Here is a 24,595-nt window from a genome sequence, read left to right as displayed (position 1 = left end):
GACGATTGCCGTCGTGCTGACGATCGCGACCGGTTGGTTCGTCGTCTACGGTCTGCTTCTTGCCGTTTCGTCTGCTGCGACCGACAACCCGGTAGCGGTCGTGATCCGTGAGACGCCGAGCTATCTGATGCTCGCCGCCGTGCTGCTGACCGCACTGGTCGCAACGGTCGTCGACCTCGTCAGGCTGGCGCGCAGAACGGGCTGACAGTAACAGGCCAACGCGCATCGCGCGCCTGCGGCCGCGCTGCGATTCCGCTGTTTTTGAGTCGTTATCGGAAACCTTCTTTTCCAGAGATCTGATCAACTGCATGCGCGCAGCGAGGTACGAAATGAGCAATCAGGCAAATGTCTCTTCGTCAATCGATGGCGATTCTCGCGAACTGGAACGAATCGATGATCCACCCGTTGGCTGCGGAAAGTTGATTCCGATCGACGCAATCGAACCTGAGCAACGCTGGCGCCACATGATGCACGCACTCAACACCTGCAGCGACGGCACGCGAATCAACCGGCTGCGCAGGGATTGCGTAGTCGATTCACGGAGAAAAATGCCTTCGGGCGATCGATCGAAGTGCAGCGCAGCGATCGATATCCTCGATCAACCGACGGCCAGCACGGTGGTGCTTTCGTGGCGGGATTCAACTGGCGGACATTACGGCTATCAAAATTGGCATAAAGGATTTGCCAGACGACCAGGGTTATGCGCGATGAGCGGCATGCCCATCACCCCGGGCGACGAGATTTTTCGGCCAAGCGTACGGAATGGCCGACCGACGAACTGGTCCGCGATGATCCTCGCGATTCACATCTCCTGCATCGACTTTGCCCGGATCACGAAATAGAAGGCGCGCCCTTCAAACGCCCTGCCGGACGCCGAAACTGTCCGGCCCCTGGAACCCGGCCTCTCATAGCGCCTTCCGTCCAGCTGAAGCGCTCATGGGTAGCCCACCGCCCAAGCGCTGACAACAGAACCCTCACCATGGCTATTTTCGAATTGATGATCGCGCTGCTGCTGGCGATCCTTGTCTTGCACTACGTCGGGCACAAGCTCGGGCTCCCCCCCGCCGTCGCCCTGATCATCGGCGGCGGCTTCATCGCCTTTCTGCCCGGCCTGCCCGAGGTGCATATCGACCCGGAACTGGTGCTGGTGATTTTCCTGCCCCCGTTGCTGATGGACAGTGCCCTTGGCATTTCACTCGACCATCTGCGCCGGCACATGCTGGGTGTCGGGGCACTGGCGATCGGTGCGGTGCTCTTCACGACCGTCGTGGTGGCCCTCGTCACTCACTGGCTCGTGCCCTCCCTGCCCTGGGCGGCCTGCGCGGCACTGGGCGCACTGGTCGCGCCGCCGGATGCGGTATCGGCCCGCGCCGCGCTGCAGCAAGTCAAACTGCCGCGCCGCCTCCTGATCCTCCTGGAGGGAGAGAGCCTGTTCAACGATGCGACGGGCCTCGTGCTGTTCCGCTTTGCGGTGGCAGCGGGCGTGACGGGCCTGTTCAGTCCGGCCGAAGCTCTTGGCAGCTTCACACTGCTGGCACTGGGCGGCGTACTGATCGGCGCCGTCGTGGGGGGCGCCTGGGTGATCCTGATGCGCCATCTCGACGAAGACAGCCTGGTCATCGCCGCCAGCCCGCTGTGTGCGTGGGGTTCCTATCTTCTGGCCGAACGCTTCCACGTCTCGGGGGTAATCGCCACCGTGACGACGGGCCTCATCTGTGCGTGGTTCCAGCATCGCGTGCTCAGCGCGTCGGCGCGCCTGTACGGCACGGGCTTCTGGACCGTCACGATCTTCATTCTCGAGGCGTTCGTCTTCCTGATCATCGGCTCCTCGCTGCACGAGTTGATCCAGCGGGGCGACGGGCTCGACGCGATGCTCGCGGAGATGGGCGTACCGGTGCTGATCGTCGTTGTTTCCGTCATCGTCGCGCGGTTTGCCTGGGTGTATGTGTCGGACGCCGCGCTCATCCTGTTGCGGCAGTTGGGCGTGACCCGCTTCCATCCGCTCGGGCTTGCCGATGCCACGGTACTGAGCTGGGCCGGCATGCGAGGGGTCATCACCCTGGCGCTCGCCGCCAGCCTCCCGGACAGTTTTCCGGGGCGCGATTTCATCCTCGTCACCGCCATTGCCGTCATCCTCGCCACCGTGCTGGTGCAGGGCCAGACGCTCGGCGCGGTGATCCGCTGGACGGGGCTCGCGGCGCCGGAAAGCGACAAGCCTCGCCTGAGCATGAGCGAGGCGGAGGCCGTGATTGCCAAGGTGCAGTACGAGTTGATGGCAAAACGGGCCTACAACGCGGCAGGCGAACTCGTTCACCCGATGCTCCTGGACATCCACAAGCACAAGGCCGAGGACATGGCCCGCTACGCGCGGCACGCCGACGAATACAAGTCCGAGCTCGATGCGCGTTCGGATACCGTGCTGGAATTGATCGCGGCGGGACGGACCGAGCTCATGCGCCTCTACCGCGCCGGCGACATCGACGAGCACACGCTGCACGAACTGACGCGCGACCTCGATCTCGAGGAACTCCGTGCCATCTCCGCCAAGGCGTGACGAGATCGCGCTCGATGGGGACGCAACGCATCCAAGCCCGCCACGGCTCCATCATTTCTCCATCAAACCGCACCAAAGCGTCCATCGACGCCGAGCACACTGCGAAGCAAGTCATCGAGTACGCATGCGCGAGCAACACGAATCCATGGACACGTTTCCGACCCTGATCGCCTGCGAGCATTGCGACAGCGTCTACCGACGCCGCGCGCTGGCGCCTCACGAGGTCGCGCGTTGCGAGCGATGTTCCGCCGTGCTGTTTCGATCGAGCTGGCTCGATATCGACCGGTGGCTCGCGCTGGCGATCGCGGCGAGCGTGGTGTTTGCCATCGCCAACCTCTGCCCGATCATGCGGATCAGCGTGCAGGGGCTGCATAGCGAAGCCACGCTGTGGCAATCCGCGCTCGCGCTGGCCCACGGTTTCGCCGCGCCGATCGCGATTCCGACGGCGCTGGCCATCGTGGTGGTGCCGTTCCTGCAGATCGCCACGCTGATCTGGTTGCTGGCCTTTGCCCGTGCCGGACATCGCGCGCCCGCATTCGGCCCGCTGATGCGCTTGCTCGTCGCGCTGCGGCCCTGGAGCATGATCGAGGTCGGCTTGCTCGGCATCCTGATCGCCATCATCAAGCTGTCCAGCATCATGCAGATCATTCCCGGCGCCGGCTTGTGGGCCACGGCCGTGTTGATGGTGCTGATCCCGCTGATCGCGGGCCACGATGCGCGCCAGCTGTGGGACTGGGTCGTGCCGGTGGAAACCTCCGGAGGCCGCCCGTGAGCCTGCCCGTGCGCGCCAGTCAGCTGGGCATGGTCGGGTGCCATGCGTGCGGCCTCGTGTGCCGCACCCGCACCTCCGCCGCGCAGGATGCTCATTCGCATGGCGCCGAAGCGGAACGCTGCCCGCGCTGCGGGTCCGCGCTGCACGCGCGTCGCTCGAACAGCCTCGTGCGCGCGTGGGCGCTCCTGATCGCCAGCCTGATCTTCTACATTCCGGCCAACCTGTTGCCGGTGATGCGCACCACGCTGCTCGGCAGCCACAGCGAATCGACGATCCTCAGCGGCGTCGTGGTGTTCTGGAAAGGCGGCTCGTACGGCATCGCGTCGGTGATCTTCATCGCGAGCGTCGTCGTGCCGTGCACGAAGTTTCTCGCGATCGGCACGTTGCTCGTGACGACAGGCCGGCGCAGCGTGTCGGCCATGCGCGAGCGGACCGTGCTGTACCGCGCGGTCGAGCTGGTCGGCTACTGGTCGATGCTCGACGTGCTGGTCGTTGCAATCATCTGTGCGCTGGTGAAGTTCGGTCCGCTGTCCGAGATCGAGCCGCGCGCCGGCATTTTGTTTTTCGGCATGGTCGTCATTCTCACGATGCTGTCTGCGATGAGTTATGACCCACGCCTCATTTGGGACGCCGAGGAAGCATGAATCCTGCATCCGGCCCGCAAGGCCTCGAACCCCACGACCCGCCCGTGACACGCAACCGCGCGCGGCTTTCGCTCGTCTGGCTCGTGCCGCTCGTCGCGGCATTGATCGGCCTGTCGATGGTGATCCACGCGTGGTTGTCCGTCGGACCGGAAATCACGATCACGTTCAACACCGCGCAAGGCCTCGAAGCCGGCAAGACGCCGGTCAAGTACAAGGACGTCGTGATCGGCACCGTGACCGCCATCTCGCTCAGCGACGACAGTTCACACGTGGTCGCCACGGTGTCGTTCGTGAAGAATGCGCGCAACCTGATTCGCGACGACACGCGCTTCTGGGTCGTGCGACCCCGCGTCGGCATGAGCGGCGTTTCGGGCATCGATACGCTGTTCTCCGGCGCGTACATCGGCATGGACACGGGCCGCTCGGAAAATTCGCGGAAGGCCTACACCGGGCTCGAAACGCCGCCGACCGTCATCAACGGCACGCCGGGGACGAGCTTCGCGCTGCGCGCCACCGATCTCGGCTCGCTCGATATCGGTTCGCCGGTCTATTACCGCCATCTGATGGTGGGCCACGTCGCGTCGTACAAGCTCGACATGCAGAGCCGCGACATGAACCTGCAGGTGTTCATCGATGCGCCGTACGATCGCCTGGTGACCACCGATACGCGCTTCTGGAATGCGAGCGGCATGGATCTGTCGCTCGACGCGAACGGCCTGAAGCTGAAGACCCAGTCGGTCGCGACGATCGTGGGCGGCGGCATCGCGTTCGCGACACCGGAAGACAGCGATGCGGCGGCCGCCCGTGCAGGCCGCCTGTTTACGCTCGCCGACAACGAAACTGCCGCGATGGCCGTGCCGGACGGGCCGTCCCAGCTCATCCGGCTGCGCTTCGAACAGCCGTTGCGCGGGCTCGCGGTCGGCGCGCCCGTGGAATTTTCCGGCATCGACATGGGCAAGGTCGTCTCGACCCAGCTCGACTTCGACCGGACCACCCGGCGCTTCCAGTCCATCGTCATGGTGAAGGTCTATCCGTATCGGCTCGGCCCCGTCATCGAGAAGCTGCAGAAGACCGAAGGCAACGGCAATCCGCGCGCGGCCCAGTTTCTCGCGGGCCTGGTCGAGCATGGGCTCCGTGCGCAGGCGCGTACCGGCAACCTGCTGACGGAGCAGCTCTACATCTCGTTCGATTTCGTGAAAAACGCGCCGAAGGTGCCGTTCGATGCGAACGCCACGCCGCTGACCTTGCCCACCGTGCCGAGTACGTTCGACAAGCTGCCGGAGCAGCTCGCCGACATCGTCGACAAGATCAACAAGATGCCGCTGGATTCGATCGGCAAGCATGTCGATTCGAGCCTGACGAACCTGGACGCGACGCTCAAGCAGGTCAACGGCCAGTTGCTGCCGTCGACGACGCGCATGCTCGACCAGGCGAACCAGACGTTCGGCACGTTGCGCCAGGGCATCGCCGACGACGGCCCGCTTCAGGAAAACCTGACGAACACGCTGACCGAAGTCCAGCGTACCGCCCGCTCGTTGCGCACGCTCACCGACATGCTGGGCCGCCGTCCCGAATCGCTGCTCCGGGGAACCGGGGCCGATCACGCGCCGAGCGCGCCTGTCGCCCCTTCAACCTCGCCTGTCCAGCAGGAGCCACGACAACCATGAGTTTCCCGATCCGCGCCAGGACAATCGCCCTGGGCGCCGGCGCCGTCATCGCGCTGACCGCCTGCGCGTCGAACCCGGTGCATTACTACACGCTCGTCTCGCCGGCCACGGCCACGTCCACGTCCACGTCCACGACGCCGACAACCGCGCACGCCGCCGCGCCGCTGGCGATCAACGTGTTGCCGGTCGGCATCCCCGCGCAGCTCGACCAGCAGCAGATGGTCGTGCGCAGCGGCACGGGCACCGCGGTGATACTCGACAACGAACGCTGGGTCGCCCCGCTCGGCGACGAGCTGCGCGCGGCGCTTTCGTCGGCGCTCGTCGAGCAACTGGGCGCGCGCAACGTCACCGGCCTGCCGCGTCCGTCGAACCAGACCGTCATGAGCATCCGCACGCAGGTGCGCCGCTTCGATGCGTGGCCCGGGAGCATGGCCCAGTTCGAAGCCGATTGGGTCGTCGGCGTGCAGCAGGACGCGCCGGGCACGCGCATTTCGTGCAGCACACGGCTCAACGAGGCCGCCCCTGGAAGCTATGCCGACATGGTGCGCGTGCAACAGCGCATGATCGAGCAGTTCGCCGCGCGGATCGCGAGCACGGTACGCAGCTTCGGCAACGGGCGCCCTGCCTGTCCGTCTGATTCGTAAACCGCCCCGCCCAGGGGAGCCGTCCATGGGAGCGCGCGAAGGTATACGGTTATGGGAACCGGCTACCTTGAAGCTTGACGCGCCTTGTTACGCGCGCCGCCGGTAAGTGCCCGGCGTGCTCCCGGTCCAGTGCCGGAACGCGCGATGAAACGCGCTCGGATCGTCGAAGCCGATGTCGGCGCCGATCGCCGCGATCGTGTCGGGCGTATCGGTCAGCCGCTGGATCGCGATGTCGCGTCGCAGTTCGTCCTTGAGCACCTGGAACGTCGTTCCTTCGGCAGCGAGGTGGCGGCTCAGCGTGCGCACCGAGCAATGCAGGTGCTCGGCCGCCTGGTCGATCACCGGCAGGTCGGGCAACGCTTCCGACAGGTACTGCCGCACGCGATGGCACACGAGCTGTTCGCTGAACGATTCGAAGATCCAGTCGCCCGGTGCGCGCGCGAGGAACTTGCGCAGGTTGCGCTTGCTCTGCCGGATCGGCGCGTCGAGGTAGTCCGCACTGAAGCGCATCAGCGTGCGCTCGCAGTCGAACTGCACGGCGCCGGTGAAGAAGTACAGGTGATCGACCGCATGGCGCGGCCGCGGGCACGCGAATTCGATCTGCAGCAGCGGGATCTTCTGCCCGATCAGCCAGGAGCACACGCCGTGCACGAGCTTGAGCATCAGCTCCTGGCCGAGCGCGCCGATCGGGCCGATGGCGTCGTTCGGGCGCAGCACCGCCTGTGCGACGAGACCGTCGCGCTTCGATTCGACGAAGAAATCGTCGAGCAGGATATGGAAGAATTGCCCGAAACGATGCAGCGCCGTTTCGAGGTTGCGCGCATCGAGCAGGCTCAGGCACAGGTACTTCAGCGTGCCGCCGCGCAGCGGGCGCGAGAAGATGCCGGGCATCTCGTCGTCGAGGTCGATCGCGAGCGTGCGGTACAGCGTCGAGAACTGCTCCTCCGTCACGCGCGCATGCGGTTCGCCGAGCAGCTCGATCGGGATGCCGGCCCCGCGCAGGTAGCGCTCGACCACGTCGCGCTGCACGCCCGCGCTTGCGAGAAAGCCGTTGACGAGCGAGATCGGCACCGTCGCGCTCGGCGACGGCAGCGCACGCCCGGCTGCTGGCCCGGGCTGGGCGGAAAGTGAATCTGAACCGGTCATCGCGTCCCCGTCGATCGAACCGCTCGCATTGTACTTGAGCGGCCCGCGCGGAGCCTTCCGGGCCTTCGGCGCGCCGGATGCTGCACGGCGCGCCGACGCCATCCGTCGATGCATCAGTCGGTGCGGCTGAGTTCCCGGCGCAGGATCTTGCCGACGGTCGACTTCGGCAGCCGGTCGACGAAGCGAATCAGCTTCGGCACCTTGTAGCCCGCGAGGCTCTCGCGGCAATGCGCGACGAGCTGCTCTTCCGTGACGATCGCATCCTGCGCCAGCACCACGAACAGCTTGACGGCCTCCCCCGTGCGCGCGTCCGGCACGCCGATGCATGCGCATTCGGCGACGCCCGGCACCCCGGTGGCCACGGCTTCCACTTCGTTCGGGTACACGTTGAAGCCCGACACGATGATCATGTCCTTCTTGCGGTCGACGATCCGCAGGAAACCGGCTTCGTCGAACACGCCGACGTCGCCGGTGCGGAAATAGCCGTCGGCCGTGAACGCGGCCGCATTCGCGTCCGGTTTCTGCCAGTAGCCGCCCATCACCTGCGGCCCCTTCACGCAGATCTCGCCCGCGCTGCCGATCGCCACCTCGTTGTCCTGGTCGTCGAGCAGCTTCACGTCGGTCGACGGCAGCGGCAGGCCCGTGGTGCCCGTGAACGAGTCGATCGCCTGCGGATTGAACGACACGACCGGCGACGTTTCCGACAGCCCGTAGCCCTCGCGGATGAAATTGCCCGTCACGGCCTTCCAGCGCGACGAGATCACGTCGATCACGGCCGCGCCGCCGCCGGCCGACAGCTTCAGCCGCGACCAGTCAATTTCCGTCAGGCGCGGATGGCCGGCGAGCCCCGCGTACAGCGTGTTCACGCCGACGAACACCGTCGGCCGCGCGGCCTTCAGCACGTCGATGAAGCCGTCCATGTCGCGCGGGTTCGCGATCAGCCAGTTCTGCGCGCCGATCGCGAAATAGGACAGGAAGTTCACCGTCAGCGCGAAGATGTGATACATCGGGATCGCCGTGACGACGACCTCCTCGCCCGGCTCGCGCGCGGCCGGCACGATCGCCCCGAACTGCTCGATGTTCGCGACGAGGTTGCGGTGCGACAGCGCGGCGCCCTTCGACAGGCCAGTCGTGCCGCCGGTGTACTGCAGCAGCAGCAAGTCCGCGCCGCCGAGCGCGACCGGTTCGAACGCGAGCGCTTCCCCGGCGGCGATGGCGTCCGCGAGCGGGATCGAGCCGGGCGGCAGCGCGTCGCACGTACCGGCCGGCGCATCGACGACGCCGAGATCGCCGCGCCCGACGCTCAGCACGGTGCGCACGCGCGTGCCGCCAACCACTTCGGCGAACGTGCCCATCGACCCGCCGCACACCACGGCGACTTCGACGCCCGCGTCGTTGAGCTGATGCTCGAGCTCGCGCGCCGTGTAGAGCGGGTTCACGTTGACCTGGATCGCGCCGATCTTCGCGACCGCGACGAACGCGACCGGGAACGCGAGCACGTTCGGCAGCATCACGGCCACGCGATCGCCCTTGCGGACGCCCACGACCTGCTGCAGATAGGCCGCCAGCGCGGTCGACAGGCGGTCGACGTCGGCATAGGTGAGCGTGCGGCCATACGAGTGGAACGCCGGGCGATCGGCGTAACGGTGCATCGCGTCGTCCAGCAGCGCGCTTACGGAAGGAAAGCGATCGGGATCGATCTCGGCGGGGATCGAGCCATACGACCCGGTCCAGTGTCTCTTCGTCATGTCTCACTCCACGGGGGACGGCGCGCCGGCCGCGCCGTTCGCACGACGGCCTGCACGCCGGAGAAGCGCGGACCATCGCCTGATCGGCGACTATCGCCCGCGCGGCGCACTTTGAAAATGATCCGGGCGGCCGAAAAGATGATCGAAACGGACATGCGGGGGCGCGAACTTGTCTAGACAACATTTCGCCATACCGTCACTTCGCCGTGCCTCAGCTGGCCCCACTATCGCTCCATCGGCATGAACACCATACGGGATCGGGCGATTCCTGGCGCCGGTCGTGCCTGATACGATCGCTTCGCTTCCGGTTCGCCACGGCCGAACGTGCCGTGCGCCGCAGCCGACGCCGCCGATTCACACCATCCGCACAACGGGTCATGCGCGCATCGTCACCTCGTCTCGTCGGTCGATCCCGCCACGAGACAATCAGGATTACTGCACACCTCACGCGGGTCGCAGCAACGTGCAACGCCTGATCAGGAAACACCGCCAGTCCACTCAACGATCCTATCCCGCTCACTCAAAGGTCAGTCGCCATGCCAGAACGCATCTCGTTTGGACAACTCCCCGCCCGGCTGCTCGACGTCGTGCTCAACGTCGAGGAGTACGCGAACCACACCGGCCACGATTTCAAGCTCGTGGAACTGGTGCGCGCACGCGTGTCGCAGCTCAACGGCTGCGCCTACTGCCTCGACCGTCATATCAAGGAGGGCATCCACGCGGGCGAAAATCCGCTGCGCTACAACCTGCTGCCCGTGTGGCACGAAACGCCCGCTCTCTACAGCCCGAAGGAGCAGGCAGCGCTACGCTGGGCGGAAGCGCTGACGCTGATCAGCGAGCACGCGATCGACGATGCACTCGTCGACGCGACGCGCGCGCATTTTGATCGCGACGAACTGGCCACGCTCACGCTGATCGTCGCGCAGATCAACACCTGGAACCGGCTCGCGAAGCCGTTTGCGTGGGAGGCCGGCGTGTTTCAGGCCGGTTGAAGCGGGTTGAAGGCGGTCGCGCCGGGTGGCGCCGGCGCGCGTATCAGGGTGAACCCTGTGGCGTTTGGGACCGATCCCGAGCAGAATTGCGTGCCGTAAACGATATCGATTCGGACGCAGGATGTTCCCATGCCGCGCAGTGCGCTCTTGACCCCGACGACCGCCCGCGCAGCCCGCCTGCCGGACGTCGAGATGACCCACGCGTTGCACCAGCAGCGCTTCACGCCGGCCAAGCTGGCCGTGCTGCTCGACGTGGCGGCCCAAGCCGGCCTCGACCCGGTCGCGGTGCTCGACGGCACCGGCCTCACGCCGGCCGCCGTCGCGGATCCGTTCACGCTCACGTCGCCGCTGCAGTTCCTCACGGCCGCGCGCAATGCGGTCGGCCGCTACGACGGCTCCGATCTTGGCGTGCGCGTCGGCCACCGGCTGCACGTCACGAGCTACGGGATGTACGGCTACGCGATGCTGTGTTCGGAATCGCTCGCGCACGCGTTCGAATCGGCCGTCAAATATCACCGGCTCGCGAACGGCATGCTCGCGATCCGCTGGGTCGAACAGGGCGACACGGCGTCGTGGCAGTTTCCCGACCGGCACGAGGTCGCGCTGCCCGATCTCGACGAGCCGCTGTACCGCTTCCTGATCGACATGCAGTTCGCGCTTCATGTAACGATCATCAAGGACGTGATGGGTGCGTGGTGCGTGCCGGCACGCGCGCAGTTCGCCCAGCCGCAGCCGACACACGCCGCGCTGCTGGCCGATGCGCTCGAATGCCCGATCGCCTTCGACCAGCCGCATCATGTGCTCAGCTACCCGGCCGCGTGGCTCACGCGCGCGCCGCAGCTCGCGAATCCGATTACCGCCGCGCAGGTGTCGTCGCATTGCGCGAGCCTGCTCGATGAATTGCGCAGCCAGGCCGGCATCACGCGGCGCGTGTACCAGGAACTCACGCGCACGCCCGGGCAATTTCCGGACATCGACGCGATCGCGGACATCCTGTGCATCACGTCGCGCACACTGCGCCGCAAGCTCGAAGCCGAAGGCACGTCGTACAGCGAACTGCTGGCGAGCGTGCGCAAGGCGCTCGCGATCGACTATCTCAGCACGACCACGCTCAGCACCGAAGACATCGCATTGGCGCTCGGCTTCAGCGACGCAGTGGGGTTTCGCCACGCATTCAAGCGCTGGACCGGCGTGACGCCGAACGACGTGCGGCGCAAGCGCGGCGGTTGAGCGCGGGCGATACCTGCATTGACGACGATCAGTGCCCGTCGCCGACAGCCGGCGTGGCCACCGCCAGCGCGAACTCGAACACCGCACCGCGCCCGGCCCGATCAACCAGCCGGATACTGCTGCCGTTGAGTGCCAGCATCCGGTGCACGATCAGCAGACCGAGCCCGCCGCTCGTCACCGCGCCGCCGCTCATCGGCCGCTGCGGCCGCTGGAACAACCCGTCGCGCCGGGCCGCCGGAATCCCTTCGCCGGTATCGGCCACGGTCACGAGCACGCGGTCGCCGCGCGGCTCCAGCGCGACCTCGACCTCGCCGTGCGCAGGCGTGTGCCGCAACGCGTTGTCGAGCAGGTTGGTCAGCACGCGCTCGATCATCCCGAGATCGGCCGACACGACCGGCACGCGTGGCGGAATCCGCGCATGCAGCGTGACGCCGCGCGCCTGCGCGGTCAGCTCGAATTTCTGGAACACGTCCTGCACGAGATCGACGAGCGAGAACGGCTCGCGTTCGGCCTGCACGCCGCCCGATTCGAGCCGCGCGAGCTCGAACAGCGCCTGCGCGAGCCGGCCGACCTTCGCGCTCTGCGCGAGCGCAATCGACAGGTAGCGCCGCCGTTCGGTCTCGGCGAGCGTGTCCGACTTCAGCGACAGCGTCTCCAGATAGCCGTGCAGCGACGTGAGCGGCGTGCGCAGGTCGTGCGAGATGTTCGTGATCAGTTCGCGCCGCTGCTGGTCCTGGTGTGTCAGCGCACGCCACTGGTCGCCGATCCGGTCGGCCATCTGCGCAAACGCGGATTCGAGCACGACGATGTCGTCGCCGCGCCGGCCCGGCCGCGAGCGCGGCACCGGCGGCTGCGTGTCGGGCGTACCGTTCGCGTCGAAGCGGCGCATCGCGTCCGTCAGCCGGCGCAGCGGACGCGTGATGAAGCTGAATGCGGTGAGGCCCGCGAGCAGCCCGAGCAGCGCGACCAGCGCCATCGACCACAATGTCGTGCGCAGCACGTTGCCGGCGTCAACGCGCGCGGCGAGCCGGTCGTGCGCCTCGCCGAGCAGCACCACGTAGATGTAGCCCGACGGCGGCTGCCCCGCGCGCTGCAGCGGCGCGGCGCTGAACACCTTGCGCGCATCGGGGCTGCGCGGGTCGTCGCCGAGGATCGGCAGCGGCTCGCCCGCGATGAAGCGCTGCACGGGCGCGAGATCGACGCGGTCGCGCTTCACGTGGCCGGGCGGCGCATCGTCGCCCTTGACGCGCCCCGCGTTGTCGAGCAGATAGACCTCGACGCTCGGGTTCACGCCCATCAACTGGCCGAACAACGTGCGCACGGCGTCCGGGCGCAGCCCGTTCGCGTCCATCAGCGGCGCGCTGTGGGTCACGCTGTTGACGATATTGGCGGCCAGGTCGCGCGACAGCCCCTGCACGACCTCCTGCTCGCGCATGTCGTTCGCGCGGATCTGCAGCCACGCGGACGCGCCCGAGCACGCAAGCAGCAGCACCGAGAACACGAGCGACAGCCGCTGGGTAAGGGTGAGCTTCATCATGCGTCCCGCTGGCCCGGCGCGGCGAGCTTGTAGCCGCGGCCCCATACGGTGAGGATCCGCACGGGCTCGGCCGGATCGGCCTCGATCTTCGCGCGCAACCGGTTGATGTGGGTGTTGACCGTGTGTTCGTAGCCTTCGTGCTGGTAGCCCCACACGGCATTGAGCAGGTCCATCCGCGAGAACACCTTGCCCGGGTGCCGCGCGAAGAAATACAGCAGGTCGAATTCGCGTGGCGTGAGGTCGATGCGCGCGCCGTCCACGCTCGCCTCGCGCGCGATCGGGTCGATCGCCAGCCCCGCGACGTCGAGCGTGCCCGCGTCGATCCGCGAATCGCGTGCGAGCGCATCGACGCGCCGCAGCAACGCCTTCACGCGCGCGACGAGTTCGAGCACGGAGAATGGCTTGGCCAGGTAGTCGTCGGCGCCGAGCTCGAGGCCGAGGATCCGGTGCACTTCGCTCGAGCGCGCGCTCGTGATGATGATCGGCGTGTAGCGCGTCATCGCGCGCGCACGCCGGCAGATCTCGAGACCGTCGACGCCCGGCAGCATCAGGTCGAGGATCAGCGCATCCCAGCCGCCCTGCTCGAGCAGGCGCAGCCCTTCCGCGCCGTCCGCGCTGTGCACGACCTCGTAGCGCTCGTCGCGCAGGTGCAGGCTCAGCACGTCGGCGATGTCGGCGTCGTCCTCGACGATCAGGATGCGTTTCGGTTGGTCCATGGCGGCAGGCGGCGGCACGTCAGTGCCGAAGTCGGGTATCGGTTCGGGCCGGCCCCGGTCCGGCTGGCCGGATGCGCGGGGGCGAATCGCGGCAACGGGCCGCGCTGCCGCCATTGTGCAAAATTTTGGGGCGGGGAGTGATCACATTTCATTTAACTTTGAATTGTGACTGTGATCCGAGCCAATGCCCGTAAGGCTTTCCGCTGCGGCCCCTAAAACGAAACGTTCCTTACCCCGGCCCGAGCACCCAAAAAACACCCAAAGGCCGACGCGACACGTTCTGAGCGAGGAGCAAGCCCGTGCATCCCGATGAAAATCCGTGGCGCTTGCTGCGGCCTCAGCGCCCCCGGTGCCACAACGCCTGTCGCCGTGCCGCCTGCGGCGACCACTTCTCCGACACGGAAGCCGTAACGTGTCGCTGTACAGCTGTACCGGCCAATCTACGTCTCTTCACGGACTGGGTGGGTCAGACCATATCTCATGGAACGAATCGGTATCGATACCGAGCAGTGTCCACAAACGATCAAGCGTGACGGCTGCGGGCTTTGCGCGTGCTTTCAGTTGCGACTTTGGACTCGTTCAGCAGCATCTCCGCCGCCTGCCATGCCCTTGCGGCAGCACGCGGATCCCCGATCGCACGCGCATCCGCGGTTGCCCCGCTCAGCAACATCACGTACACGCCAGCAAGCTGACGGGCCTGGCGACGCGGAACGATCTCGGATAGCAGTTGCTCCATGAGGGCCAACAAGTCATCCCGATAGCGCACCGCGACGTCGGTCACCTTGGGGCAAGTCGCGCCAAACTCGGCCAGCGCACGCTCGAACAGGCAGCCCGCGAACTCAGGGCTTCGGAACCAGGTTCCGTACCAGTCAAAAATCCCCTTCAGACGCGCAGCAGCGTGCGGCATGGGGCCGAGCTTGGCAGCGATGCTCTCCATGATGAAGGTGTAGCGCTGTTCCAGCACGGCCTTGATCAGGTCGTCCTTGCCCGCGAAGTGATGGTAGAGCGTCATGCGGGCAACGTCCGCTTCGGCGATGATCCAGTCGATACCGACCGGATGAAAGCCATGGCGAGAAAACAACTCACCTGCCTTGTCGACCACCTGCTGGCGTTTGCTCGCGCGCATTCATGCATCTCCTGACTACGGGGCGGCATCTTAGCACCGCCGCCAGCACGGCTCCTTTCAGGCTGTAGAGCTAGTGTGACCGCCTGCCGGATACGATCTCGCTCTTCACGGCAGTGAATACGGCATCTTCCACACCCCTCTCATGCGCCTTGCACCGGACAAGAAGAGGGGCGCTCAGGAATCCACGCGAAAGGTTGTACGGGGCAACGTTGGTACCGGGTACCTGTTCGTGCAATACGGCGGGTCGTGGGATAGACAACACGTTGTTGACACCGGGTACCCGAGAAACACGATCACGCACGATGTCCGGACTGTTCGGCGGGCAGGAGCGATACGACGTGACACGCTGGGCGGACCAGCAAACCATCGTCAGCCACCATGAAATCAAAGGACGCTACGGATTTTGGAAGGCCGGCTTCGGCAACACGGGATCGCTTCACCGCAACGGCATCAACCGATTACGACCCGCAACTGATACGCCATCAGCGAATATCGTCACCCGAGCCGACACAAGCACGATCTTTGACGCGAATGATCCCACGTGGGTCGTGTGTGCCGGCCCGGCTGGCATCCACTCGGGCCGCAATTGCCGCTGCGCGAAGCGGTTTCAGCAAGGCACCCGGCCACCGTTCATCATGCACCACCGCTGTGTCTCTTGTTGCGGGGCCGCATACGGCAGTCCGGTCCTCGGATCGAGGTTGTCATACTGCCCCGTGGGGTGTCGCGCCCGCCACGCGGCCTGCTCGGCGTACTGTTGCTCGATCGCGCCTTGCTCTCGCGCCAGATCTGCCTTCTGCGCATCGTCTATTTTCTTCGTCATGCTCACGAGCCGCGCGAACTTTGGATCGCGAACATCCTGCAGGGGTGGAAACGGTGGCGCAGGCGGCATGATGAGCACAGGACCGGTGTATTTCGGTATCGGCAACCTGGACGGCCGGCCAAAGTTCGCCGCCATGTCCATCTCCCACAAGGCAACGTCCATTCCGAGCACATGCTCGTAGTCGCGATTGACGACCGCCAGCGTGACCGGCCCCGACGGCGCCGGCAATGGCTGCAGGGAAGGCGGAAGCGTCTGTCGAGCCTGCGGATAGATGGTGCGGGCATAGGCGATTGCCGCAACGGAGTACTGCTGGAGGACCGCCTCGTACGCTTCGAGTATCTGCGCTCGACCATAGCCGCCGGGATTCTCGAACATCGGCTTATATGCCAACACCTTCTTGCTATACAACGCGTTCGCATTCCGCTGCTCAGCGGCAAACTGTTGCTGGGGATCGGTCGGCGCAGACGCCGATAGGGGCGCACACCCCGACAATACGCTGGCGACAAGCAATAACCCGACTGCCGCGCGCACGGCCGACGGGCATTGACGCGACACATCGACGATCGCCTGGTTGACCGACGCGAACACAACAGTGGTTTTCTTGGATGCGCTTGTTTGCATGGCAGGGCGTCCGGAAGGCTTGGTCACTTTATCTAGGTCCTGATGGCGACTGTGAATGCGGTGCGTCGCAGTAAAAGGGAAATCGGCAAAAGGCCCTCATTGGCGTCGAACATCAATCCAGCCCACATCGAACGAAGACGCCCCGATCGACGAACGACGTCAGCAACCCCGTGTCAGTCGGACATCCCCGGTCGCATTGGGCGCAAGCACGCCGTCGATTTCCACCTTGTCATTGCGCACGCATTCTTACTGCCGCGCACTGGATGGGTGAAGCGATGCAAACGCACCGCGCAAATGCACGAACGCAACAACTTCCTCGAACATTCTCGAATCGATCTCGATGGAGACCATCATGCCGGCGCCAGATCCGCACCCCGAATCCCCCTTTGCCGCCTACGCCCGCATGTCGTAGACGGGCAACCAGGGCGGGCTCAACCCGTCCAGGCTGCGGGCAATCTCACGGGCACTGGTTGTCAGTGTCATGGTGAAATTCCCGCCTGAACCGAACTCGCAGTCCTGGCACGGGTTGGTATCCGGTGCGCATCCTTCTGAAGCGAGAGGAACGATGTGATGAATGTATACCAGTCTATCTACTTTGACCAGAATCGCGATCAGTGAGATCGGAGCATTCGGCGCAGGTACGACGGCCGTCATGTTCGTACTTGTCGATCTATTTCCCGATCCTAATATTTGGGAAATGAACACGTTTCACACACTTGAGTTTCAGATGCCGCACCTGCAGCGAGAACCGCCCTTTGCGCGGTATGCCGCTGCCGTCCAGGTGGATGTTCGAGGCAAGCGTACCGCCCGCGACACCGAAGTTCAGCGGGTTGAGCGTCAACACACCGTCATGCATCACGATGTGGGCCGACCGGTCGGTGATCGGCAAGCTCGCGGTCTTGACGATGCGCCTCGACGTTGATCTACACGACGTCGTCTAGTGCTTTGACTTCGCAATTCGTGGCTCGGTGATCCAGAGCGCATCGATAATCTGAAACACCAACGGGGCCAGCGGCGTACCAATGACCTGCTCTCGGGCAAGCGCGAGTTCAAAGCGGATTCTTCCCCTGGGTACGCGTGTATCGATTCGGCGGCCGACATTGCGCGGAGTCCGAAATATAGTTGAAGGTGGAAGGCGGCGCTTCCCGTGGGAATCCGGGAAAAGCGCGTTTCCAGGACCAAGCTCCCGGACAGGAGAACCGCCGAAATGAAGCCTACCGAGAAGCTGCGTCACCGACCTCAAAGCGCTCGACCCATATACGCCGAAGGCCATCGTTCGTGGATCGCAAACGATTTGGGCGACTGCGCAAACTGACATGCGCGGCCTGACGATGCGCGCGCGAGATGACGGCTTCACTGCCGGGCAACGACGCGTGTTCGATTAGGCGGCGCAAGGCGAGCAACCTCGCCGCTTCCCGTGCTTCTCTCTCCTGCTACGCTGCCCCCGCCTGGGTGAACCCGAGCGTAAGACCGAACGCATCGAGGATCGTCACCGCAGTCTTGGCCATTCGCTTGGCCATTACCGTCGGAGTTTCGCGCGCGGCGCCCTGCCGAAGCCAGTGCACCGCCGTCCAGACCAATCCACCGCCAAGCACCGTCAGGCAGTCCTGTTCTGCTTCCGTGCGAACGCCTTCATAAGGCGGAAGGATACGGCCGGAAACGAACGTCACCAGTTCATCGAAAAACGCCGATGTCGCTGCGTCGTTGAATACGGTCAGATAGAAGGACTGGTGCGTATGCAGATGCTCGAGAATCAACGCAGTCTCCACTTCCATTGACTTGATGAAGGCGTCGTTCGGCTGGTTCAGCAGTTTGCCTTGCTCCTCGACGAATGCGAACGCGTTGTCGAGCCTCACCAGCGCCGCCCGCTGAGCCGCGGCCTGAAGATCGGGAAAGTGCTGATAGAACGTCGGGCGAGCGACCCCGGCACGCTGCACCAATTGAGCAATGCTGAGTGTGTTCAGCGGCGCGTCGTCGAGCAGTTCGGTCACGGCGCGAACGAGCGCGTCGTAACTCCGTTGAAAGCGAGGATCGGCGGTATTAGGGCTTACATCAGGTGGCATAAAAAGCTCTGGACACGTGGTTTTGTCTATTTTACATTTGTTCAATAGATTGAGATGCGATGCGCCGACACACCCCTGAAAGGCTATTGAAATGAAATCCTCATCCCTCGTCCCCCAGCCGCCCCTGAAACCCGTCATCGGTCATCTGATGGAGGTCCTCGGGCCTTCTCCACTCGCAAAGATGATGGATCTCGCGCGCACTTACGGGCCGGTCTACTGGTTCGAGGTGTTCGGGCAAGGTTACTACGTTGTCAGCGGACAAACACTTGTGGATGAAGTGTGTGACGAAACCCGATTTCAGAAGTGCGTACACCAGTCGCTGCTCGAACTCAGACCCGCGATCGGGGACGGGTTATTTACCGCATTCGGTGACGAACCGAACTGGGCCAAAGCGCATCGCGTGCTGATGCAGGCGTTCGGCCCGCTCAGCATCTGGTCGATGTTCGACAAGATGGTCGACATCGCCGACCAGATGTTTCTTCATTGGGAGCGGTTCGGCCCGGAGACGCCGGTCGATGTGTCCGATCACATGACTCGACTGACGCTCGATACGATTGCCCTTTGTGCGTTTGATTGTCGTTTCAACAGCTTCTACCGTGAAGACCAGCATCCGTTTGTCGATGCCATGGTCAACACCCTCAGCGAGGCCGGAAAGCGCGAGTTGCGCCCCAAACTTGTTTCGAAGCTGATGGTCAAGCGCAGTCGACAGTTCGACGCGGACATCGAAGTCATGCGATCGCTCGCGACCAAAATGATCGAAGACCGGCGGAAGAACCCGCACGTCAACGAAGAGTCGATGGACCTGCTGGACCGAATGCTGAACGGCATCGATCCGGTGACGGGAGAAAAACTGGATGACGAGAACATCGTCTTCCAGATGATTACATTTCTCATCGCCGGACATGAAACGACCAGCGGGCTCCTGTCCTTTGCCACCTATTTCCTCCTCAAAAACCCGGACATCCTGCAAAAAGCACGGGACATGGTCGACGAGGTCGTGGGCAGCGAGACACCACGGATCGAGCATCTCGCACGACTTCGCTACGTCGAACAAATCCTCATGGAGACGTTGCGAATCTGGCCGACAGCGCCGGGATTCGCCGTGAAGCCGCTTGCCGACACCACGTTCGGCGGGAAATATGCCGTTTCTCCCGACGACATCATCATGATCCTGACGCCCATGCTGCATCGGGATGTGAGCGTCTGGGGCGAGGATGTCGAGGCGTTTCGTCCGGAGCGATTTGCTCCGGAGAATGCGGAGCAACTCCCGCCCAATTCATGGAAACCCTTCGGCAATGGCGCACGTGCCTGTATCGGCCGCCCTTTTGCCATGCAGGAAGCCCATCTCGTTCTGATCATGCTGCTTCAGCGATTCGATTTCTCTTTCGCCGATCCGGACTACGAGCTGGACGTCGCCGAAACGCTGACGCTGAAGCCGGCGGGCTTCCGGGTGAACGTGAAACCGCGGGCCCGAGGTGCGCTTAAAGTGCCCGATACGGCCCTTCACGCCCGCTCGAACGCTCAAAGCCCCAGCGTCGCTCCGGTTCAGTCGATCGCACCCGGCGAAGATTTGTCGAATCTGCTCGTCCTCTTCGGGGGAAATACCGGCTCCGCCGAATCCTTTGCAAGACGCATTGCAGGGGACGCGAGTCGTCACGGCTTTCACGCCACGTGCGCGCCGCTCGACGACTTCGCAGGAAAACTCGGCGGATATCCTGCAATCGTGATCGTCACCGCTTCCTACGAAGGACAGCCGCCAGACAACGCAAAATCATTCGTCCCGTATGTCGAAGCACTGGACGAGGGTGCGCTCGACGGCGTCCATTTTTCAGTTCTTGGGTGCGGCAACAAACAATGGGCACGGACATACCAGGCGATTCCCAAGCGCGTCGATGAAGCCCTCGAGAAGGCCGGTGCTACGCGAGTGCACTTCAGAGGCGAACTCGATTCCGGTGGCGACTTCTTTGGTGAATTCGACCGTTGGTACACCGAAATGTGGAATCGCTTTGCAATCAGCGCCGGGAAGGAAATCCCGGTTATTCAACATGACGATGTCGCATTGAAAGTAAGCTTCGCCGGGAGTTCCCGTGAAAAGGTGCTTAACTTGGGCGACATGGCGCATGCGTCCATCGTCGACAATAGAGAGCTGGTCGACATTAGCGTGGCTGGCAGCCGCTCTAAGAAGCACATTGAATTGAAACTTCCGGAAGCGATGACTTATCGATCGGGAGATTATCTGGCCGTTCTGCCCCGCAACGCGAAAAACAACGTCGATCGCGTCTTGCGCCGGTTTCGCGTGAGCTGGGACACTCAGGTGGTGATCGAAGGAACGTCAAGCAATCCGCGCCTTCCGCTCGGCCAGGCAATAGGTTGCGGTGAACTGTTTTCGAGCTATGTCGAACTCGCCGTTCCCGCAACTCGATCACAAGTATCCAGCCTGGCCGCTGCCACGCGTTGCCCACCCGAGAAGGTCGAGCTTGAGCGCCTGAGCGCCGACGGTTTCGAATGCGAGATTCTGGGAAAGCGGACAACCGTCATGGATCTGCTCGAACGCTTCGGATCCGTCGACCTGTCGCTCGAAAAGTTCCTTGATATGCTGCCCGCGCTGAAAGCACGCCAGTACTCGATCTCGTCGTCCCCGCTTTGGAAAGCGGACCATGTCACGCTGACGGTGGCCGTGGTCGATGCACCGGCGCTCTCCGGCAATGGTCGTCATGAAGGGGTGGCATCGTCGTATCTCGCGCGACTCAACACGGGTGACAGCTTGTCCGTTGCAGTCAGGCCATCGAATGCACGCTTTCGGCCACCAGCCGAACCCGATCTTCCGATGATTCTGATCTGCGCCGGTTCCGGTATCGCCCCATTCCGCGGCTTTCTGCAAGAGCGCGCATTACAGAAACAGCGGGGGGAGAACGTCGGCACGTCGTTGCTGTTCTTCGGGATCGATGACCCCGACGTCGACTTTCTCTATCGCGACGAACTCGACGAATGGGCACGATGCGGTGTGGTCGAAGTGATGCCGGCTTATTCAAACCGCCCGGAGGAAGGTGCCCGATTCGTTCAAGACAAAGTCTGGCTGGAACGCGAGAGAATCTCCGCACTGTTTTCGCAAGGTGCCACCGTCTTTGTCTGCGGGGATGGAAAGAATATGGCGCCCGCCGTCCGTGCCACGCTTGGTCGCATTTATCAGGAGACTACTGGCGAGAACGATGAGAGCGCCAGTGCGTGGATCGACACGATGGAGCGGGAGCATGGCAGATATGTCGCCGACGTGTTTGCATGACTGTGACGGGGTTCATCCCACTTCCGGTTGCTTCGGAAATTCGACCTGCCCCGCCACTGCTTTCCGGAACGGATGCGACTCGTTCTTCGATCCCGGCCTGCGTCCGAGTAGATGGGCATCGGTCCCATCTACGCGATCCCCAGCACCTGAAGCTTCATGGCCTGACAGTCGACGACATCGGACCGTGGGAGCTCAACGAGGCATTTGCATGCCAGGTGCTGTACTGCCGTGACAAGCCGGGAATCGGTCCGGCCCGATACGACGTCAACGGCGGCAGCATTTCGATCGGTGATCCGTACGGGATGACAGGCGCCCGTCTGGTCGGACACGCACTGATCGAAGGCAAACGACGCGGTGCGCGCTACGTCGTCGTGTCGATGTGCGTGGGGGCAGGATGGGCGCAACCGGCTTGTTCGAAGTTGTCTGACGGAACGCGCCGTTGCCCATAGAACGAATAGAGCGGCCGCTCCGCTCATGCGGGCATTTCCTACCTTTCCGGGGATGCTTGCCGAACACGACCCGCCTGGCGAGTTGTTCGTGCTTCGGTTGACAGGTTTCGCTCTTGAACCGGCACGACGGCCCGTTGGACCATTTGTCGCGACACTCGACACTCGGGCTCACGCGGCGAACCCTTCCAGGGGAGTACGGCGCCAAATCCCGACCGGCATCCCCACCTTGATTGCCTCTGTATCCCTGCTCGAAGGTTGAGCGGGGGCTCCCTTTCGCCTCAATCCCCTACCGTCGTTTGATGACGGCTGAAATCGGGGGACCGGGTGCGTGCTCAGGGATATCCGTGGAAGACGCCCGCCAGAGAAGCGACGGGGTGGGTACAACTGCTGTCGCCGACTTTGTGTCGCAAGCACGCCTGATACACCATCGCGCCGGCTCGGAGACGTGCGATGCGGGCCGCTCCACCTTCCCGCATCGCCTCGGTCGATCACGTCAATTGTTCGGCACCCGCAACTCGCGCCGAAGAATCTTCCCGACGTTGCTCTTTGGCAGGCTGTCGCGAAACTCGATGCTTTTCGGGCGCTTGTAACCCGTGAGCTGGCCTTTGCAGAACGCCATCAGGTCGTCGAATGTCAGCTCCGGATCTTTCCTGACCACGAACAGCTTGACGGCCTCTCCGGAATGCTCGTCGGGTACGCCGATGACCGCGACCTCGAATACGCCAGGGTGGTTGGCAACGACCTCTTCGATCTCGTTCGGGTAGACGTTGAAACCGGACACGAGGATCATGTCCTTCTTGCGGTCGACGATTCGCACGAATCCATCCTCGGAGATCGACGCAATGTCACCCGATCGGAAGAAGCCGTCCGCGGTCATCACCTTCGCGGTCTCGTCCGGTCGCTGCCAGTAGCCCGCCATCACCTGCGGCCCACGAATGCACAGCTCTCCGGCTGCGCCGGGCGGCAACTCCTTGCCGTCGTCGTCCCGGATCGACACTTCGGTGGAGGGCAACGGCAGGCCAATCGTGCCGTTGAACTCACGACCGGCCACGGGATTGATCGCGACGCAGGGTGATGTCTCGGACAGCCCGTATCCGTCGATGATCGGCGCGCCGGTCATCTCCTTCCAGCGCCTTGCAACCGCTTCTTGCGTGGCCATCCCGCCGCCGTTGGCCAGCAGCAGATTGGACAAATCGAGGCGCGAGAATTCGGGGTGATGGAGCATCGCGTTGAAGAGCGTATTGACGCCCGGAAAGCTCGTGACCTTGTATCCGGCGAGCGACTGGATCATCCCGCCGATGTCCCGCGGATTCGGCACCAGTACGCAAAGCCCACCCGTGTGCATCGTCAACAGGCAGCAAACGTTGAGCGCAAAGATGTGATAGATCGGAAGTGCCGCCACCGTGATGAACTGCGTCACGTCAGGGCGCCAATCGCGCGCGGGTTTGAGCCAGACGTCGGTCTGCAATACATTCGCGACGATGTTCCGGTGCAACAGCGTCGCGCCTTTCGACACACCGGTTGTCCCGCCCGTGTATTGGAGAAAGGCGACATCGTCCGGCGACGGGGACGCCAGCACGAATTTGCCCCGACGGCCCTCCTCAATCGCGTCGTCGAATTTCACATGCGGGCTCGGCGTCTGTTCCGCGGCGGCAGCGTTGCCCTGCGCGGCAACCAGAACATGCTTCACCTGCGTGTGCGCGATGATTGCATCCAGCGTTGCAGTGCAGCCGTCGAGAATGACGATCGCCTCCGCGCCACTGTCATTCAGCTGATGTTGCAGCTCGCGGGGCGTATAGAGCGGGTTCACGTTGACGACAGCGTAGCCGGCGCGCAGGACGGCACAAATCGAGATCGGGTACTGCAACACATTCGGCATCATGATGGCGACGCGCGCACCACGTTCGAGCCCCCGTGATTGCAGCCACGCGGCCAGTGATCGAGACAGCACGTCGAGCTCACCATAGGTGATCTGCTTTCCATCGCACGCAAACGCCGGATTCGCGTGAAACTTGCTGAAGCTTTGTTCAATCAATGCACTGATGTTGCGATACGCGCCGGAATCAATCTCTGCCGGAACCTCCGGCGGATAGGCATCAAGCCAGATCTTTTCCATACCCAATCTCCTCTGTCCCGTTTGAATAATTGCGCGACGCAAATCGCCTCGTCACGCGCGTGAACAAGCCGGGGTGACTCGAACCACGCGAGATTCATCCCTGGTCGCAACGATATGACTGCGTGGTCGACCGACAGTCGGCGGCGCCGCGGATCACGTTGTCGGCATACAGTCGACGGGCGACGGCCACCATCCTGTTTGTTTCGCCTCCATCGCACCCTGCTTGGCAGGCAAATTCATGCCCCCGAGACGCGACTTCCGAGTCAGGGGGCTATGCCCAAATTGGTCAATTGATATGGTCATTTGACCACACGGGGAAACTTGCGGCAACTTGGTAGTTCCACGAGGCTGCGACACGGGCCCTGTCGATGCCGTACTCGAACCGAAACACGGATCATCGGTGTCGAAGTTCGGAGATGTTGCTCGTGGCTTCCGTCAAAACGCGAATCGAGCCCGTTTGTTCCGCC

At 63.7% G+C, this 24,595-nt stretch carries 18 protein-coding genes and 2 pseudogenes; 11 read left to right on the top strand and 9 right to left on the bottom strand.

All coding sequences use genetic code 11. The features are described 5' to 3' along the window. Positions 1-13 precede the first annotated feature (13 nt). The 7 genes from BCEP18194_RS01455 (at position 14) to BCEP18194_RS01425 (ending at position 6,281) form a co-directional block, all read left to right on the top strand. Complete coding sequence (locus BCEP18194_RS01455; protein ID WP_157687091.1) at positions 14-205, top strand: hypothetical protein; 192 nt, start codon at positions 14-16, stop codon at positions 203-205. 124 nt (positions 206-329) lie between these two features. Then, a complete protein-coding gene (locus BCEP18194_RS39065; protein WP_157687090.1) occupies positions 330-842 on the top strand; it encodes a DUF3331 domain-containing protein in 513 nt (170 codons plus the stop codon). A 137-nt stretch (positions 843-979) separates the two neighbouring features. Further along, a complete protein-coding gene (locus BCEP18194_RS01445) occupies positions 980-2,554 on the top strand; it encodes a Na+/H+ antiporter (RefSeq protein ID WP_011349509.1) in 1,575 nt (524 codons plus the stop codon). A 124-nt stretch (positions 2,555-2,678) separates the two neighbouring features. After that, positions 2,679-3,326: a paraquat-inducible protein A gene (locus tag BCEP18194_RS01440; protein WP_011349508.1), complete on the top strand. Its 648-nt coding sequence runs from the start codon at positions 2,679-2,681 to the stop codon at positions 3,324-3,326. Then, positions 3,323-3,970 (top strand): paraquat-inducible protein A, encoded by a 648-nt coding sequence (locus tag BCEP18194_RS01435; RefSeq protein ID WP_011349507.1) that lies wholly within the window; start codon positions 3,323-3,325, stop codon positions 3,968-3,970. The genes BCEP18194_RS01440 and BCEP18194_RS01435 overlap by 4 nt, the downstream gene beginning before the upstream one ends. Beyond that, positions 3,967-5,637, top strand: coding sequence for an intermembrane transport protein PqiB (locus BCEP18194_RS01430; protein ID WP_011349506.1), 1,671 nt, complete (start codon positions 3,967-3,969; stop codon positions 5,635-5,637). The genes BCEP18194_RS01435 and BCEP18194_RS01430 overlap by 4 nt, the downstream gene beginning before the upstream one ends. Next, positions 5,634-6,281, top strand: a complete 648-nt coding sequence (locus BCEP18194_RS01425) for a PqiC family protein (protein WP_011349505.1) — start codon at positions 5,634-5,636, stop codon at positions 6,279-6,281. The genes BCEP18194_RS01430 and BCEP18194_RS01425 overlap by 4 nt, the downstream gene beginning before the upstream one ends. A gap of 87 nt (positions 6,282-6,368) precedes the next feature. Here BCEP18194_RS01425 and BCEP18194_RS01420 read toward each other — a convergent pair whose 3' ends face one another. Together BCEP18194_RS01420 and BCEP18194_RS01415 are read right to left on the bottom strand one after the other, a co-directional pair. After that, positions 6,369-7,529 (bottom strand): AraC family transcriptional regulator, encoded by a 1,161-nt coding sequence (locus BCEP18194_RS01420; protein WP_041492415.1) that lies wholly within the window; start codon positions 7,527-7,529, stop codon positions 6,369-6,371. A gap of 11 nt (positions 7,530-7,540) precedes the next feature. Continuing rightward, on the bottom strand, positions 7,541-9,175 hold the full coding sequence (locus BCEP18194_RS01415) for an AMP-binding protein (protein WP_011349503.1): 1,635 nt from the start codon (positions 9,173-9,175) through the stop codon (positions 7,541-7,543). 536 nt (positions 9,176-9,711) lie between these two features. On the opposite strand from BCEP18194_RS01415, the gene BCEP18194_RS01410 reads away from it, so the two are divergent. Further along, positions 9,712-10,167: a carboxymuconolactone decarboxylase family protein gene (locus tag BCEP18194_RS01410; protein ID WP_011349502.1), complete on the top strand. Its 456-nt coding sequence runs from the start codon at positions 9,712-9,714 to the stop codon at positions 10,165-10,167. Between the two features lie 129 nt (positions 10,168-10,296). Further along, positions 10,297-11,397, top strand: a complete 1,101-nt coding sequence (locus BCEP18194_RS01405) for an AraC family transcriptional regulator (protein WP_011349501.1) — start codon at positions 10,297-10,299, stop codon at positions 11,395-11,397. A gap of 28 nt (positions 11,398-11,425) precedes the next feature. On the opposite strand, the gene BCEP18194_RS01400 is transcribed toward BCEP18194_RS01405, so the two are convergent. From BCEP18194_RS01400 to BCEP18194_RS01380, 6 genes and pseudogenes are all read right to left on the bottom strand, one after another. Then, positions 11,426-12,931: a HAMP domain-containing sensor histidine kinase gene (locus BCEP18194_RS01400; RefSeq protein ID WP_011349500.1), complete on the bottom strand. Its 1,506-nt coding sequence runs from the start codon at positions 12,929-12,931 to the stop codon at positions 11,426-11,428. Continuing rightward, positions 12,931-13,650 carry a response regulator transcription factor gene (locus BCEP18194_RS01395; RefSeq protein ID WP_039353478.1) on the bottom strand — a complete coding sequence of 240 codons (720 nt, stop codon included), beginning with the start codon at positions 13,648-13,650 and terminating at the stop codon, positions 12,931-12,933. Before BCEP18194_RS01395 ends, BCEP18194_RS01400 begins: the two co-directional genes overlap by 1 nt. Positions 13,651-14,173: 523 nt before the next feature. Then, complete coding sequence (locus BCEP18194_RS01390; RefSeq protein ID WP_011349498.1) at positions 14,174-14,776, bottom strand: TetR/AcrR family transcriptional regulator; 603 nt, start codon at positions 14,774-14,776, stop codon at positions 14,174-14,176. Between the two features lie 607 nt (positions 14,777-15,383). Further along, positions 15,384-16,244: a hypothetical protein gene (locus BCEP18194_RS01385; RefSeq protein WP_011349497.1), complete on the bottom strand. Its 861-nt coding sequence runs from the start codon at positions 16,242-16,244 to the stop codon at positions 15,384-15,386. A 655-nt stretch (positions 16,245-16,899) separates the two neighbouring features. Beyond that, positions 16,900-17,136 (bottom strand): annotated as a pseudogene (locus BCEP18194_RS39060) (AsmA family protein); the annotation flags it as partial. A gap of 514 nt (positions 17,137-17,650) precedes the next feature. Next, complete coding sequence (locus BCEP18194_RS01380; RefSeq protein ID WP_041492414.1) at positions 17,651-18,208, bottom strand: TetR/AcrR family transcriptional regulator; 558 nt, start codon at positions 18,206-18,208, stop codon at positions 17,651-17,653. A 163-nt stretch (positions 18,209-18,371) separates the two neighbouring features. Here BCEP18194_RS01380 and BCEP18194_RS01375 point away from each other — a divergent pair, with 163 nt between their 5' ends. Then, positions 18,372-21,563, top strand: coding sequence for a bifunctional cytochrome P450/NADPH--P450 reductase (locus BCEP18194_RS01375; protein ID WP_011349494.1), 3,192 nt, complete (start codon positions 18,372-18,374; stop codon positions 21,561-21,563). Positions 21,564-21,674: 111 nt separating this feature from the next. Further along, positions 21,675-21,990 (top strand): annotated as a pseudogene (locus tag BCEP18194_RS39055) (acetyl-CoA C-acyltransferase); the annotation flags it as partial. A gap of 515 nt (positions 21,991-22,505) precedes the next feature. On the opposite strand, the gene BCEP18194_RS01370 reads toward BCEP18194_RS39055, so the two are convergent. After that, complete coding sequence (locus BCEP18194_RS01370) at positions 22,506-24,128, bottom strand: AMP-binding protein (RefSeq protein WP_011349492.1); 1,623 nt, start codon at positions 24,126-24,128, stop codon at positions 22,506-22,508. Positions 24,129-24,595 lie beyond the last annotated feature (467 nt).

Origin of the sequence: Burkholderia lata, assembly GCF_000012945.1 — a bacterium.
GTDB classification, from domain to species: domain Bacteria; phylum Pseudomonadota; class Gammaproteobacteria; order Burkholderiales; family Burkholderiaceae; genus Burkholderia; species Burkholderia lata.
The sequence above is the reverse complement of the archived record's forward strand: the minus strand, read 5'-3'. Positions and strand labels throughout refer to the sequence as shown.